The organism is Brevibacillus sp. HD3.3A (assembly GCF_013284375.2).
GTDB lineage: Bacteria > Bacillota > Bacilli > Brevibacillales > Brevibacillaceae > Brevibacillus > Brevibacillus parabrevis.
This window is the reverse complement of sequence record NZ_CP085874.1, coordinates 1134084-1150268: the sequence shown is the minus strand read 5'-3', so window position 1 is coordinate 1150268 and position 16185 is coordinate 1134084. Positions and strand designations below refer to the sequence as shown.

Sequence of the window (16185 nt, the reverse complement as noted above, 5' to 3'; positions counted from 1 at the left end):
AACCCTCGTTCAACACTAATTATCTAAGACTTACTAACTAGGTAATTTTTTCGAGAAATATTCTCTTAATTTGTAATAAGCTCACGCACTTTCAATCCTTTTACAACAAAAGAGCCCCAAGTATGCTGCTCTTGGGGCTCTCTGCATGCGCTGAATTGCTATAAAGATTGTTAACTAACGCAACTGCATCAAAATTTGCGGGTCTTTGATCTTGCTGTCTTCCGCAAGCATGACGACTTTGGACAAAATCTCCGCTGTCTTTGGATCTTCGTCCAGGAATGGCAGGAAGAGGCGTCCTCTGTGCTGGGAATGAACCGGAACGATGTGCAGCGCTCCTGCCGCCTGCTTGTACGCCATGCCGCTGCCCAAGTGGACAGCAAATTCGCCAAGGCTTCCGTCTATGCGGGCGTAGTTGCCTTCCAGCCGCACGTTGCCGAGCTTCAACAGGCGCAGCGATTCGGCTACGATGACACGGCGAAGCTCGATCGTCGTCAGGCTGGCCTCTGGATCGACGCCGCCGACATGAGCAACGCTGACAACCAGATCGACGTCACGCATCACTTCCGAGAACAGAACAGGCGGAATTTGATCCAGCCCGACATTTTTGTACGTTTTCCGGTCGAGGAATTGAATATGTTCCAGCGTAGGCGCTTCCGTATCCGCTGGCGAGAACCAGTCCGCCAGCGCCTGGAGGCTGGCAATCAGATTTTCCGCGTAAAACACTTTTTGCAGCCCTTCCTCATAGCTGACCGTCCACTGTCTGCTCTTAAGCAACGCAACCGTCTTCTTGGGCTGCACCTGATAGCCCGCATAGCGGCGGGAATGCGTCACATGAGCAAGCTCGTCCGCATTCGGTACATACAGCTCCCGGAATACTTGCTTGAACGGCTGGCGAAGCTGGCGCTCGAACAAATCGCGCTGGAACAAGCTCCATAGCCCGCTTTCAAAAAGATGCACCGGATGGGCGATCAGCAGTTCCTCTTCGTCTGTCAGGCCGACAAGCTTGCCGGACGGATCGCGGAGCGACTCGATTTCCCCTTCGTAGTAGCCGAGATGATCCCCGCACTTGAACACCAATGTGCTCAGCAGCGGACGAATAACCGGATTGCCGTAGAGCTTCGCCAATTCTTTGCCGGTAAAGGTGTTGCCCGACACCATGGAACGCTCCAGCTCCTGGCGCGCCCTGCGATACTGTTCCGTCAGCTCGGACTTCATTTCTTTCAGCAGAAGCACATGCTCGGTTTTGTTGAACTTGGCAGGAACCGATTTCAGCTCTTTGCCTTTGCGAATGGATTTGATCTCTGCTTGCCCTTCCTCATCCACTACGAGCTGGACAGTCGTTTCTTCATCGAGTGCATATGGCTCGAAATACGCCTGCATTTCGTCGAGCTTGCGTGCCTCCATGTCCCATTTCAGACGAATAACGTCCCTGTATCCGGCATTGCGCGCCAGGTTGTCCAACGCGATTTGCCCTGCCACTCCTTCGCTCGCCCGTCTTTGCGCACCGAACTTTTTGCTTTGCAACAAAAATTGTTGAATGAAATCATAACGCTGACGCAAATCTTGCTCGCGCTCATCACGCAACGGGATCAGGCTGTAGCTGAGCAGATGATCTTTGTTGCGCTTGTCTGCCGCTGAATCCCGCATTTTTGCAAGCTCCAGCTTGCCCAAAGTAGCATCGGCAAACAACTGCGAGCGTCTGTGATTGGCCCCTGCGGAAATGTATTTGGCACACTCATACAGCAGTTTGAAACATTTTTCCCCGAGCGTGTCATACGCCTCACGGAACCAGTTGATATCAAAAGCGCCATCGTTGAACTCCTGCGGCGTAATCGGGGAGTAGTGGGCAACCACCGTCTCCTTTTCCGCCGAAAAGCTTTCATTGATGTGGGCGTGGAAGTACCAGGCCGCGCTGCGCAACCCTTCCCAGCCCAAGTGCGCGGCTACGATATCAATCCACTGCGGCGCATACATGGCGGCTTCGAGCAGGCGCTTTTCCGTAATGCCTTTGTGCTCTTTCAATAGCTTGCCGAGCAGGGCAGCATCTTCGCCTGTGCGCGGGTGGCAGTTTTTCAGCAGATGGCTGAACGATTCCTTTTTCGTCAAATTGCCATTGTAGCTGTAGACGTAACCGCGGACAAAAGCATCCTGGTCAAGCCCGGCCAAAAGCCGCACCCAGTAGTCCATGCCCTCGAATCGCTGCAGCCTTGTCACAAAAGAGCTCACCTCTGTAGCCAAGTCTCCTCGACCAAGCTCGATGCTGACGATCCGATCCACGACTGTATCGAGGACAGCTTTCACCTTCGGCCGCTCCTGCAGCGAATCGATCCTGCCGGAAGTCATCGTCCACAGGTAGCTGCTGCTGTCGCCACTGCCGAGCAGCGCCTTGTACAGCTCGGCTTCGCCAATCATCCCTGCTTCAAAAGCGCGCAGCCGTTCTTCCAGATTGTAAGAGGACATGCCATTTTTGTCGCGAACCACCCGATCATAGGCGAATACGGTATGGTAAAACTCTTTGAACGACGCATCATCGTACACGCGAGTCCGGGTCATGTTCAGCCATGGCTGCGCCAGCAACTCAAATACTCCCGTGGAGTTTTTGGACTCGTATGGACGCATGTTTGCAATCAGCTTGTGGACAGCCGAATCGGTCAAACGGAACGTTTCCTGCTTGTCGCTGTCATGATAAAAAGCCTGAATCAACTGCCTGACCTGGTTGTTGTAAGTCAACGCCTTGAACGCTTCCTGAATCTCCAGCATTTTCGCAAGCGGATAAGCTTCCTCGACAAACTCCTTGCGCCAACCTTCCAGGAGCTTGTGCTTCTGCAATTCGCTGTACTCCATCTCGTCGGAAAAATAGCTGTACAAGCCGTCCAGCGTCCGATCCAACGGCTCCAGTATCGTATAGTAATGAAGCTGCATCAGCTCATGAGCCGACAGCTTGCTCTCCAGCAGATAGGCCCGCCACTCTTCGGCGAGCGGGTAGCACTCCAGACGCGAGCCTTGTTCTTCCCCGGTTTGGTGCCAACGATGCGGATACAGCTCGCGCAAATTCGTGCCGATCAAAAGCGTGTCTTTGTAGCCGGAATAGTATTCGGACACGTACTCCACATCGCGATGCTTGTGCACGAGTTCGTCCAGCCCTTGCAGAAAAGCTTTGATTTCATTCAGGGACAACGTGAAGGCGTCTTTTTCAAAAGAAAACGTGCTCGTGTCCTTTTCTTCCAGCAACCACGGCTCTGTCTGCTCAGGATCATACAACCCGAAGCCCTCCGCTCGTCCTGCACTGCTTGTTTGCACCAGCTTGTCCAGAACGGCTTTTTCTTTTGCCGTCGGCTCAGCGATCAGCTCTGCCAACGGTTGCAATCGTTCAAACTGCTCCTGGCGCGAAGCATCGCTTTTCACTTCTGTCAAAACTTCCAGTCCGCCCAGTCGCTGCAACTCATTTTTGGCCGAAAGCAGTCTGGTCAGGGAAGACTTCAAAATCTCTTCCGGCTGGCTGAGCAACAGCCCAATCGTGCTTTGACGAAGCGAACCCGTCTTGAGCTTCAACAGTTCCTCCATCGGAAGCAGTTCCTCGTCCGCGAGGCTCATTTCTTTGGCTTGTTCCAGCGCGTGCTCGCGGTTTTTCATGCTTTTGTCCGTCAGGCTCTCAAAAATAAATGATCGCAGCGCCGGGCGCTCCTTGTCGCTCATAAAATGGGACAGCATGGCGCCGCGCTGGTCAGGACTCATCTTGTCTTTGCGCGAGATGAGCTGGGCAATCCAGTCGCTGTCCATATCGTATGCCGCTATGTACAGCATTTTCTGCACAGGCAAATCGGACGTGTACTGGATATGGACAAAATCGAGAGCTTTGGACGGAGCCGAGTATTCTTTTTCCATTACGTCAAACATCGCGAGCAAGAGTGAAAAATCACGCTGCCGCTCGTTTTTGTCCTTCAGCGCCTCTACCTGCTCAAACGTAATCGTCGGGCCGTCCGCTTCTGTTCCAGGCTTGCGCCAGAGCGGGTAGTATTGGTAGCAGTAATTCATCAGTACCCAGTATTGCAGCTCGGGATCAGTCTCATGAAGCTGCTCGCGAGCCAATCGCAGACGCAGTTCGCGGTTTTGGCTGTTCGCCAGCACGTACAGCGCAACGATCTTCTGGTGACGCTGTCCCTCGCGCATCAACCGCTCAATCTGCTCGTACAAGTCTTTTTCCTCATGGACGGCTGTCGCCCAGAGCGCAATGTAAACCTCGTTGGCATGGCTGCTCGCCAGCCACTGCTCGCGCACATCTGCTTCTGTCAAAGCGCGGTACGCCTGCTCGATCAGCTGTCCGGCCACCCGTTGATTGGCCGCTTCCAGAGACATGCCCGTCCAGACGCCCAGTGCCCGGACTACGGAACTGTAACGTATGTAGCCTTCGTCGATGATCAGCTTGAGCATGTACAAATTTGCCGCAAGCGTACCCTCGTCCATCCGTTCGACGATGCTCTGCCGCAGCCCTTCTTGCAGACGAGCCGCTTTTAACAGCTCCCCGAGCATTTGGTACATGTCTTCCTGGTGACTCATGACAATCCCTTTGATCATTTCGTGAGTGAGCAGCGCTGTCTGGTTTTCCCCGTAAATGATCTCTTTGAGTGCCTCGCGCACTTGCTGGTTGCCCCGGTCCAGCTCGAAGCCGATCACGTCGCCAATAACATGGCGAATCTGGTAGTTTCTCGCCGGAGAGTAGTCTGTCGTGGTCAAATAATCCGACATTTTGAACTGCTCCCTGTCCATGACCATCAGCGCGATTGCCTTTTGAACGATGAGTCCCATTTTCGGCGCTGCCTTAGCTGTACGGAACGGCCGGCGCGCATAGCCTTGGGCGAACGGATATTCCGAGGCATGCACTACAATATGGCGCAACACCTCAGCCTGCTCGCTTTCCAGCAACTGTCCCACGATTTGGACGAGCGGCTCGAACAGACGGCTCTCCTCCCCCGCTGCCCGCTCCAGCAGAAAACTTCTGCACTCGTTCATGTTGTCTTCATCGATGTATCTCTGTTTGCTCAGCTCGACAAGCAAATGGGCGAAATCCCGATCTTCTTTCGCAATTGCCTGGATTCGAGCCTGGATCAATTCTTCGTATGCTTGCTCTTTTTCTTCATGACTCATTGGGTGCTCCCCTCTCACCATAATCTCCCAGCCAACATCGTGAACCGGATCAGCACGATCTCATCGTCCTCTTTTAAAGCAAGCGGCTCATCCAATGCCTCGATTTCCCGCTCGCAAACAAACACGCGATACAAGCCGTCTTCAAAAGCGAGAATCGCTGTGTCGACAGCTTGCTGCACATCTGGAACCCCGTCATTGTAGACAGCGCCAAAGCCCACTTTGCCAATCTCCGCCTGCTCCTGTACTTCTTCGGCGGTCAAGTAAGGAACAAGCGCTACCTGCTGCTGTTTTTCGAGCAGCCCCCGAATATTCCACTCTACCAATCCGGCAATCAGCTCCCGCAATGTCCGGGGAGATGGCAGCAACTCGACCGGGATGCGGCTAAGGGCATTTTTGCGCTTGCCAATGCTTTTGACTGTGACAGCCAGACGCATACGCGGTGTTCTCCTTTCGGTCCAATTATGGATACATATGTTCTATACAGCTATTCTACTAAATTGTGGTTTGATTTTCCAAATTGATAGAGTGCTTTCCAGCAAGAATCGTTAGTTCGAACTATAGGGAAATGGCGGGATTGGAACGATCGACCTAGAGGGAACAGAAAGCACCTCACATTAGGCACTTTGGGAAAGCTTGCTGCCAAAATAAAAAGGGACTTCCCCAGCTTTTGCAAATTCTGCTGGGGAAGTCCCTTTTTACGATGCTGCTATGCGAGTTTCGTTCCTTCATTTTTACTCCTCTTCCGACATCACATAAAATTCCTTGCTGAATCCTGTGCGCTCCCAAAATGCTTGCGCCGATGCGTTATCCACGTCGACAAACACCTGGATCGCCACAACGTTTTGGTTTTCCAGCCAGCTTTTCAGGCTATGAAAAATGGCTTGTCCCGCTTTTTGCTTTCGGTAAGCTGGGACGACGTAAAGCTCATCTACTTGGCCTATATAGTCCTCTGTGAGCATGTCTTTTTTGAGGGAAGCAAGGCCGTAGTCAACCAGTTTTTGCTCGTCGTCAACAGCGATGTGTACCATTCCATACGGAGACTGTACGTAATCAGCCAGCTGCTGCCCGATTGCCTCCATCTCTTCTTCGCTCAGCGAGCAATCTGCTGTTTCTTGGGCGTTGTCATTCCATAAACGCACGATTTGGGACAGGTACAGCTGATCTGCTTGCAGTCGCTGGATATGCATGAGTTTGTTTCTCTCCTTGCTCTGTCTTCTATTTTTATTTACTTTCACTTGCGAAATGGAAGTTCCACTCATCATTCCGTCCCGTTCGTGCTGCTAATCAACCTCGCATTTTTTTGGCATGATAGCTCCTTGTTGGCTGAAAAGGGCCTTGTTGGCTGGTGTTCCGGAAGCTAAATCGAACTATTCTAGAAGACGTATGAATAGAAAAAATGCCACACATTACATTGGTTTGGCAGCAGGAACATGTCTCGGCAGTTATCCTCTGCCTTTTAGACTGCTTGCTGGTAATGAAGCTCCGTTCTTTTTCGCCTTGCTTGAGGGCTTGCTGGCATGGTCGCTTGTCCCTTTTCGCTATTGATTATGAGCATGCAAAAAGCTTATTCCCTTCGTTGCTTGAGTGGGAATAAGCTTTTCGTGTCGGAACTTCTGGATAGATTTTTCGCGCATCGGAAGGAGCATCCTAGCAAATCGTGATATATTTTGCGCTAATCTCGTCCGCCAGCCATACTTTTTCATTGCCAAAATAAAAGGCAGTTCCCTCTTCCCATGCCTTTTTCGCGTGAATTTTCAGCAAGACAGGCTTTTCATCTCTTCTTTTCCCGACTTGCAGCGCAGTTTCTGTATCCTCTGACAAATGTACGTATTGCCTGCCTTTTGGCAAGAGGCCGCTTTCCATGATGGAACTTACAAACCGTGTCGCCGTCCCGTGGTACAGCACTTCCGGCGGTTGTTTTTTCTCCTTCGAGATTTTCTGCGGTACGGAGTGACCGTACAAGGCCCGGATTTTTCCGCCCGATATTTCATGGCGCTTTTTCTCGGAGGCTTCGATCATTTGAAACAAATGCTCTTCCTTAACTTCCCTCCACCGCTTTGCTTCCCTCAATGCTTCCAATAGCTGCTGCACGTCTACCCAGCCGTTCTCATCCAGTTCCAGCTCATATTCGTGCGGGGCGTGCCTGAGGGCGTATGAGAGTTCTTTGCTGAGTTTGTCCAGGTCCATGTGGGGCCTCCTTTTTGGGGAGTAATTTTGGTGATCAAACAGTCCAATAGCCATCATTCATTATTTATTCGTATCGGACAGTACGTACTTCTTCATGAGTAAGATACTTTTGGAGTCAGCTAAAATCCTTTTGATCAAATCATTCGGTTATCAAATTTTGCATGCTGCAAGTCACAGTATTCAATTCGCTTAGCTGACATGGTCGCTCAATGCCGAAGCGAAGGTAGCCCTAACATATTGCCACTTCATTTCATAGAATCAGTGTAAAAAAAGCCCCATCCGAGCTATTCATTACTCGTTTAGGGCCAGGCACTAGATGGTCGCCAACTATTCCTAACATCCAAAATTTTTAGTATAGATTAGTTTTTTGTAGAGCGGAGTGGCTCATACATATCTGCGACAACCTTGTATGATTCTGCATCAGCTAACTCATAACTTTCACCAATAAACAATTCTTCCCAAAGCCATAAAAAGAAATCTCGTGCATTAGGCGGAAGGTCAAATGGTGGAAGCAGTGATTCAAATACACTTTCAAAATCTATTCCTGGTTTTGTTAAGTAGTAGCTAAGTGCTAGTTTTGATTTTCTCTTTTCCACTTCCTCAAGATTATTAAACTGCTCAACAAGTGTTTCTCTGATTACTGCTTTATATTGTTCCTCTGTTTGTAGCTCTACTTCTTTATAATGTGCTATCGCCTCGTCGTCATCAGCCAAACCTATTAATGGTCTTAAAAAAACATCCAAGAAGTGAGGATTTACAACATTCATGTTTTCCTCCAATCCTGATAATTATCCTAATTTTAGATACAATGCCACTATTTCTCTATCTTTAAATATAGCTTGGCATGTAACCTATTTTTCGAAAGCAATTCTTTCTTGGAAAATTTTCCATTCCCCCAAACTAATCAACTATTGCTGAGTAATATATTGAAGGGGAACGGTTGGCCGATACAAAATCGCTAACCCAACGTTTCGCTGTTGCTTGTACTTGTTTAACAAATTACCTATTCTTCCTTTGATATTTGGGATGCAAAGAAGGCTCATTCCACCTCATCGTTCCAGTGGGAATAAGCCTTTGAAAGTTGGTCCCAAGCGAGCAGCAGCCTATTCGTCTAGAGTTTCTAAAGCTTTCATTTATTTACGCTTGCTAAACCTATCACTGTGCTTCGAATCCCCACATCTTCTTCGCATACTCTACACATACATAAGACAAGCCTCCTTCAAAATCGGAAGTGTCCCGTCTAATATATCCTCCGTCGCCCAATTTTTGACTTGATATGATAAACGGATACGCCTCACCGCTGTACTGATACGGGGTGGACATCCCCTCCGTTTTTGAGATGACGTTGGACTGTCAACACCAAACTAGACAGATTTCTTAAGTGCTTTCTGTTTGTAAACGAGTGGACTCAAATACCCCAATGTCGAGTGAATTCTTGTTTCGTTAAACCATTTCACGTATGCCCCTAGTTCCTGCTTCAACTGTGCGAGTGACCCAAATCTTCGATTCTTGACAAACTCCGTTTTAATCAGCTTAAAAGTTGCTTCTGCGACTGCATTGTCATAGGGGCAGCCTTTCATGCTTAATGAGCGCTTGATGTTGAATGTACGGATGACGTCACCAATCGTACGATTGGTAAACTCACTGCCTCGATCCGTGTGAAAGAGCTGAATTTGACGTAGGTCTCCTTTTACGCTTGCAAAAGCTTGGTAGACGAGCGCAGCATCTTTACTGGTTCCACAACTATACCCAATAATCTCCCGATTGAATAAGTCCACGAGCAGACAGATGTAGTGCCATTTGTTTGCGACTCGGACATACGTCAAATCACTCACAACCGCCTCGAGTGGTTCATCTTTTGTAAACTTGCGGTTCAGTTCATTCTGGATTGGTGAATCGTTACACGGTGACTTATGCGGTTTATACTGGGAAACCGTATACACCGATACAAGACCATTCTTTTTCATCAAGCGTCCAATCCGCCGTCTGGAAACGATCCATCCTTCTTTTTGTAGGGTTGCCTTGATCTTTCTGGTTCCATACACGCGCTGATTCTCATCAAAAATATGGATGATTGCTTGCTCCACCTCATCATCGATAGATGGCTGCTGGCTACTTTCATAATAGTAGGTACTCCGATTCACCTTGAGGATGGTGCACATGGCAGACACGGGGTATTTATGTGCATTGTGCCGGATCACTGTTATTTTCGTCCGAAGATCAGCGCTGCTTGCTTTAAAATATCGTTCTCCATCTTCAACCGTTGATTTTCCTTACGCAACGCCATGAGTTCATTTTGTTCCTCTGTTCGGTTGTCCTTTTCTTTGAAGCAACCTGTGGTTCTACTCTGTTTGACCCAACGGTCAAACGCAGATGCACTCAGATCATATTCTCTCAAAATATCTGCACGTGGTTTGCCATTTTCATAAAGCTGAATCATCTGCTGTTTGAATTGATCTGTAAATGACCGACGCTCACGTTTCCCCATGACATTCTCTCCGTTCCATGTCGATTTGATTTCAATCTACTAGACCCTAAGAGAATTGTCCAATTCAGTGTAGCCGATCCAAATTTCGTTCATCAGTTTTTCATACACCGCCTGCGCCTGAGCAATCGAACGCGCCGTTTCCTCTACTGCTTGTTCCTCTACTATCTGTCCACGTTTTGCCATTGTCTTTCCTTCCCCTTTCGTTTTAAGAGATGAAAAAAAGCTCACTCCCCCCTATTCGGTGGAACAAGCTTTCTCAATTCGTCAAGTTTGTAAGTTATTGGTTTTATTGTACGACCTTTCTTTGATGAGTTAAAGTGGCCTCAATAATTTTTCTTGTGCCGCCTGTCGCTAAACAAAAAGAAGCCCCAAACGAGTTGTTGGTTACTCGCTTGGGGTAAAAACTTACTATCTTTAAAGATCTTTCTTTTCTATAAATTCAGCCTCAATTACTTGATAATTTTTGGCAACTGGACTCCCTCCATACTGTTCTAGTACTTGCAAAATCACCTTGAGAAGAGCGAACTCTAAAGTTCCACCTTTTCCTTTGTACTTCTTTTTATTACCATCGGTCACTTCAATCTTGTAACCTAGACCACCATACGACATAGTAAATGTGCAATCACTCTCCTCCAACCAACTAATCAAGTCTGCAAGAGAGGGTATCCAGGTTCCTTCTTTGTAAATCTTCTCGTCACATAATGGGGTACCCGATGGTAATAAGCGCCCTCCGACTATCCAAGTCGAATTTTGATAATCAAAAATATCCTGCGGATAAACTTCATCGGTAAATTCCGGTCTTTTAAACCCTAAATTAAATAATCTTTCAGCTTCCGCTTTAGATAATGACATAGTTTCCTCCAATCATTTAATCTTTATTATGGTTCCGGTGGAGCTTTTATGTTTGTCTAAAATAAAGTTACCATATTCATCAGCATCAGCTATCCAATGTAGCTCTTTTCCTCCCTTCGCTTCTTTAAATACTTTATAAGCAGAGTTTCCATGTCCCGTTGTGTCTTTAGCCCACCAGTAACCAGTTTTTGAGTCTCGGTACGCATCGACGTTTTGTCCACCAAATCTATAAGATATCTTTTTATCGGCTGTAGTCTTAATATCCCACAAGGTAGTAGTGTTCTTTGTTGCTTGAGTTGCCTTGTTAGCAGCAGTTTTACCAGTATTTTTGATAGTCGCAGCAGCCGCACCTGCCCCAGCAACTCCCGTTCCTAGCCCTGGCATATCTCCGGATTCACGGCCCCATTTTGCAGCCCCAACCCAACCTACTATCGTTTTTACTTCCTCAACATATTCCGCTGGTACAACTTCCTCTACGACATCATAAGGAACCGCACCTGTAGCGTCTGCCCATTCTACCGTCTTTTTCGCCCAGTACAAAGCTGCATCTTCAAAATTTAAACCAGCGGAATTAACCCGTTCTGATGCACCATCTGCAAATTCGAGTTGTTTATGCCCAGACGGATCAATATATCGAAGAGGGTTATTTGAAACATACGTATACCGATTCAGCGACAACGGATTCTCCACTTGCCCCTTATACGTATCCTCCGAAACAAACCGTCCTACCTTCGGATCGTAATACCGCGCCCGCAAATAGTAGAACCCGGTCTTCTCCTCGTACATCTCGCCGCTGTACTGATACGGATTGGACATCGCCTCCGTTTTGGCGGTGAGATTTCCCCACGTGTCGTATGTGTACGTGTTCAGCTCCTGGCCAGTTGCGTCCGAGATTGCCACGACATCTCCGTGGCTGTTGTAGTGGTAGTAGCCCTTTTTGCCAGCCGCAGCGTCCTGGCGGAATAGCAGTTCGTTGCCCCAGACGTTGCGCGCCTTGAGCGCGTTGGTTGCGTCCAGTTCTTCGATGACTTTGCCGCTCAGGTAGACGTACTTGGTTTGCGCACCATTCTCCGTTTTCGTGGCGCGCAGGCCGTCGCTGTAATACGTGTAGGCAGACGTCTCGCCTGTCGTTTCGTTCAAGACGCCGCGCAGGCGGTTGCGCTCATCGAAGGTGTAGGTGAAGCTGCCGGATTCGGTTGGCAAAGTGCCTGCAAAAGCGGAGCGGTTGCCGCGGCCGTCGTATGAGTATTGATTCGTCGTGCCGGGAGCAACTTCCTTGGTCAAGCGGTCGATTTTGTCGTATTCGTACTGAAGAGTGGTGCCGTTGCGCTGGATGGACACCACGTTGCCAAAAGAATACTGGCTCGCTTCATTCCAGACCGCTGCTTGATTTTTCTCGTGCACAACGGTTTGAACTTGCCCGAAAGAATCGATTTTGCGCTTGTTGCTGCGACCATTCGGATATGCCGCCTTGATTTGCTCTCCGGTATTGTCCACGACATAAGCGTACTCGATTTTTCCCGTCAGTCCGCTGTTGGCCTCGATGAGACAACCGGCATGATCATATCGATAAGCGATTGCTGTGCCATCCGGGTACGTCAACGAATCCATGAGATCGTCGCGATCCGTGTAGCCCATTTGGTAGGTGCGTCCAAAAACGGTCTGGCTTTTCAAGCGCTGGAAGGCATCGTAGCTGTACGTGATCTCGCGGTAGTTGCTGGCCGTCGGGGTGATGTCCGCCCCATTGCTGTTTGTTTCTTTCTGGACCAGTGACGTATTCGGAACGTAGTCTTTGGTTTCCAAATTGGTCACGGTACCGGAAGCGTTGCGGGTCATCAGGCTTGCCAACTCGTTAAACGGCGTATATCGATAAGAGTGGCGATTTCCTGTCTTGTCGGTAAATGTGTTCAGCGTACCATTCTGATTAAAATAATAAGATTCGGTCGCGCCAGATGGCACGTCCTGCTCGCTCAGCTTCCACGACAGGGCATTGTAATGATTTCTTGTCGTCAGTACCTGATTTTCCGTCACAGTCACCAGATTGCCGAGGGCATCGTACTCGTACTGGTAGCGGTTTTGTTCGGGATCGAGCAGGTTGGTGATGTTGCCGTCATTGGTGTAGCGATACTCCCATGTGCGGCTTTTGCCTGTCTGGTCTGTTTCCGTCTTTTTCGTTACCTGGTCAAAAGCGTTGCGGACGAGCTTGGTCGTCATGCTTTGCACGCCATCCCCAGCCCGCTGGACTTCTTTTTCCAGTTGCCCGTAGCGGTCGTGGTACTGCACAGCTTGCAAGCCGTTTGGCGCCAAGGTCAGGCGGGTGAGCGCCGGCGCATAGCTGGTTCCGTCGTTGACCGTGTTGGCGGTCAAGTACACGGTGGTGCCGACCGGGTCTTTTTTCTGCCAGACGCTGCCGTCAGCATTATAGACGTACGTAGTCGCCCGATTGTTGTCAGCGTACGGAGCGCTTGACAAAAGATGGTTGCCGTCCAGCGAATAGGTGTTGTAAAGCAGCGGGCGCACAGTGCCGTCCGTGCCCAACTGCGCCTTGTACTCCACTTCCCCGTAAGGCGTGAACTGCGTCACCAGCTTCGTGCTGTCTGGCAACGTCATCGTCACCTTGCGCGCAGAGTCGTCGTAGGCATACGTCGTCGTCCTCGTCTGTTGCTTGCTGGTCACGCTTTCTTTTGTTCGGCGGCCGAGCAAGTCGTACTCGTACTGAACAACAGTGTTGTCCGGATAAGCACGAGCGGTCAGGCGGCCGAGTCCGTCATAAACAAAGACGTGGTACAGGCTTTGCTTCTGCCCCGTCGCCACTTCCACCTCCAGGCTCATATCCGCAGGGTACAGGCCCATCGGCTCGTAGGCAGTGATTTTTTGCGTCACGGTTTTCGCATCTGGTCCTGTGCTCGCTTCCGTGACAGAGGTGAGCTGTTTTTTGTCGTTGTATGTGTAGGTGCGGTCTGTTTGCACCACCTTGGCTCCCGCCCCGTCCGGGTAAGAGTCGACGATTTTTTCCGTTGCCAAAAGTCCTTTATCGGTATACGTATACGTTTCCTCGTGAAAATGACTCGGGTTGTCCGCAGCCGTTTTCTTTATGCTCGCTGGCACCCGCAGCCCGGATTGCCAAATCGGCTGGACGTACTCCCGCAACGTCACGTTGCCTTTCGGATCGACCTCTCTGGTCACTTCCCCGTGCGAGTTGTAGCTGTATTCGCTGCTTAACGCGTAGCGGCCAAGCCTTGCCTGGACTTTGTCCAGCCGATCGGGATTGGGAGCGAGCAGAAACGCGTAGATGTCCGCATCCGCAGTCATGGAAGCAGGGCGGCCCATGAAGCTGTACACATAAGCCGGTTTTGTATCCCGTCCCTTGTACAAATAGCTGGTGTAGCTCGCTGGCGCGTAGCGGTACGTTTTGCCGTCTTCTGTCAGGGCAAGCTCTCCTTGAATCGTCTCGTTATCTGCTCCGCTGCCCACGTAGTTTTTTACCGATTGCAGCACAAAATTGCGATCCTGGTTAGGGGTGAAGCTTTTGTCTTCACTTGGCAGCCCGTCCTGCAACGTTCTGGACACGACCAATGCCCCGTCTCTCGCAAGCGACTGCTTGGCAAACCGAACCGATTGCGCTTTGGGCGACTTCCAGATTTCTTTTGTAATGTGCGGATAATACTTCGTATACGAATACCATTCTGTGCCAGGCTGATCGGGATGCGGCGTTTTCGCAAAACGGAAGTTGACCGCTGTGACAGGCAAATAGCTGGTGTACGTCAGCGCTTCCTTGTCGTGATAAATCCGCGTCACGCCCTGGTCGAGGAACCCTGGAGCATCCGGCTGGTACAAGCTGTACGTATAGGTCATGGACAAGCCTTCGACCGGATAGTTGACTTGCTTGAGCAGCTTGTATTCGACGGTGTTTCTTCTCTCCTTGTCGAGATTCGTATACGCGGTAGATTCCAGGCCGCCGTCGTTGAAGTCAATCACGCCATTCGGCGCAGGGAAGCTATATCCGGCATGCAGATCGAACTCGGCTTTCCCGTATGTTTTCGGATCGAGATAGCTGTACTCGGCAATGACCTTGCTCTCTCCCCCTGTGACGCTATGCTCGACAACCCGATCTTTGTTGGTAGCGTAATCCGAATCGTATTCGAGATGTTTCAGCAGCTTTGTCTCGCTGGCATCCTGGTAAACTTTGAGAACGACACCACCGCCTCGTTCCATAACGATCAGGCGGCCGACGCTGTCTGTGATTCGAATCGAATCCTGGTAGTCCTCAGGAATGCGGTAGCGGATTGTATCTCCGTAGGCATTCGTCTTTTTGACCAGGAAAATCCGGTACATGACATCACCGCGATAGTTTTCATCTTCGCCAAATTCATACGTGTTGCCATCCACGGACAGCGTCACAATATGCTTCTCGCCAAACTCCCCGGAAGGCTGGCGGTAGGATAACATGCCGGCATTTGGCTTGTACGGCGTATTCACCCATTCCCCTTTAATGGAAGAAGACTCAAGAATCGTCCCGTCTTCCAACGTAAAAATGTAGCGCTTTCCCTCACTGACCGCACCGCATGTATATTTGGAATCATCCGACCGGAACGTGCACTTCGCGTTTTCTTTGGACACTTCCTGAAACTGCGGAAAATTAAAGCTCCAGCCTTCCGGCAAACCATCGTTGTTTCCTTGCAGCGGAGCTGTTTTGTTTTTGCCTGATGTGGAAAAGTAAATCCTTTCCGTCATCGCATCCAGCGACGAGTAGCGGCGCTCGACCGTCAAGTCCATGCCGTGCTTGCCTTCCAGTTGCACATCCACTTCCTGCACGTTTGCCGCCCGGTACAGCTCATCCACCGGATTGTCCGTATTGGTGCGCTGGTATTTGTAGGTCAAGCCTTCCGTTTCGAACATGGCATCGGGGATGCTTGCCAGTGCAGACGCGGTTTGTGTGGCAGGCGCTGCGCTTTCAGTCGCTTGCGCCTTGCCTGCTGGCGAGAGCGCTTTTTTCGCCGCAGCCACCTCCTTGCCTTTTTCGTGCAAAGCGACAACCTGTGGCGCATACGCAGCCAACTGCTTTTTCTCGGCTGCGGTTAGGCCGTCCATCTTCTTCCGGAACGCCTCGTCCAGCCATTGATACTTGTCGACCTGTTCGTTATGCGACAAAAACTGGTCGAGCTGCGGGTACACATACGCCGCAAGTTGCAACAATTTTCTGTCACCAGTCTGGTACAACTGCCAGACACTTTCGGCTGAAAGCGGCCCCCACTCCAACTTCATGACCTCTGCCTTTGTGTAGGTCGGCTGCTCATCCGGCTGCTTTTCCTTTGCTCCCGCTCCGGCCTGCAAAGCTGCCTGATAAGCGGAAAGCCAGTTCTTCGTCGTGGCGCTTTCATCCGCAGCGCGGGAAGCTGCCTGCTTCGGCAAAAGATTCGCCTCGGCAACAGCGATGTTCGGCATGAGCAGCGAACTGGTCAGCACGACGCTTGCTATCTTTTTGATCCAACGATTATGTCGCATCATATCCC

9 protein-coding genes are annotated in these 16185 nt (G+C 50.1%); all 9 read right to left on the bottom strand.

The window, feature by feature from the left end; all coding sequences use genetic code 11:
* Nucleotides 1-174: 174 nt before the first annotated feature.
* Nucleotides 175-5145: a DUF4132 domain-containing protein gene (locus tag HP435_RS05845; protein WP_173600011.1), complete on the bottom strand. Its 4971-nt coding sequence runs from the start codon at nucleotides 5143-5145 to the stop codon at nucleotides 175-177.
* Between the two features lie 14 nt (nucleotides 5146-5159).
* Complete coding sequence (locus HP435_RS05840) at nucleotides 5160-5579, bottom strand: hypothetical protein (RefSeq protein WP_122962729.1); 420 nt, start codon at nucleotides 5577-5579, stop codon at nucleotides 5160-5162.
* A 297-nt stretch (nucleotides 5580-5876) separates the two neighbouring features.
* Nucleotides 5877-6332: a GNAT family N-acetyltransferase gene (locus HP435_RS05835; protein ID WP_173600012.1), complete on the bottom strand. Its 456-nt coding sequence runs from the start codon at nucleotides 6330-6332 to the stop codon at nucleotides 5877-5879.
* A gap of 460 nt (nucleotides 6333-6792) precedes the next feature.
* On the bottom strand, nucleotides 6793-7332 hold the full coding sequence (locus tag HP435_RS05830) for an RNA 2'-phosphotransferase (RefSeq protein ID WP_173600013.1): 540 nt from the start codon (nucleotides 7330-7332) through the stop codon (nucleotides 6793-6795).
* A 359-nt stretch (nucleotides 7333-7691) separates the two neighbouring features.
* Complete coding sequence (locus tag HP435_RS05825; RefSeq protein ID WP_173600014.1) at nucleotides 7692-8099, bottom strand: hypothetical protein; 408 nt, start codon at nucleotides 8097-8099, stop codon at nucleotides 7692-7694.
* Nucleotides 8100-8696: 597 nt separating this feature from the next.
* A protein-coding gene (locus HP435_RS05820) for an IS3 family transposase (RefSeq protein WP_229049837.1) occupies nucleotides 8697-9820 on the bottom strand; the annotation gives its coding sequence in 2 pieces (ribosomal slippage) (nucleotides 8697-9571 and nucleotides 9571-9820; 1125 coding nt in all).
* 39 nt (nucleotides 9821-9859) lie between these two features.
* Nucleotides 9860-10003: a hypothetical protein gene (locus HP435_RS05815; RefSeq protein ID WP_229049836.1), complete on the bottom strand. Its 144-nt coding sequence runs from the start codon at nucleotides 10001-10003 to the stop codon at nucleotides 9860-9862.
* Nucleotides 10004-10234: 231 nt separating this feature from the next.
* Complete coding sequence (locus HP435_RS05810) at nucleotides 10235-10672, bottom strand: hypothetical protein (RefSeq protein ID WP_173600219.1); 438 nt, start codon at nucleotides 10670-10672, stop codon at nucleotides 10235-10237.
* Between the two features lie 12 nt (nucleotides 10673-10684).
* The gene (locus tag HP435_RS05805) at nucleotides 10685-16177 is read right to left on the bottom strand and encodes an RHS repeat domain-containing protein (protein ID WP_229049835.1); all 5493 of its coding nucleotides are present in this window, start codon (nucleotides 16175-16177) and stop codon (nucleotides 10685-10687) included.
* Nucleotides 16178-16185: the final 8 nt, after the last annotated feature.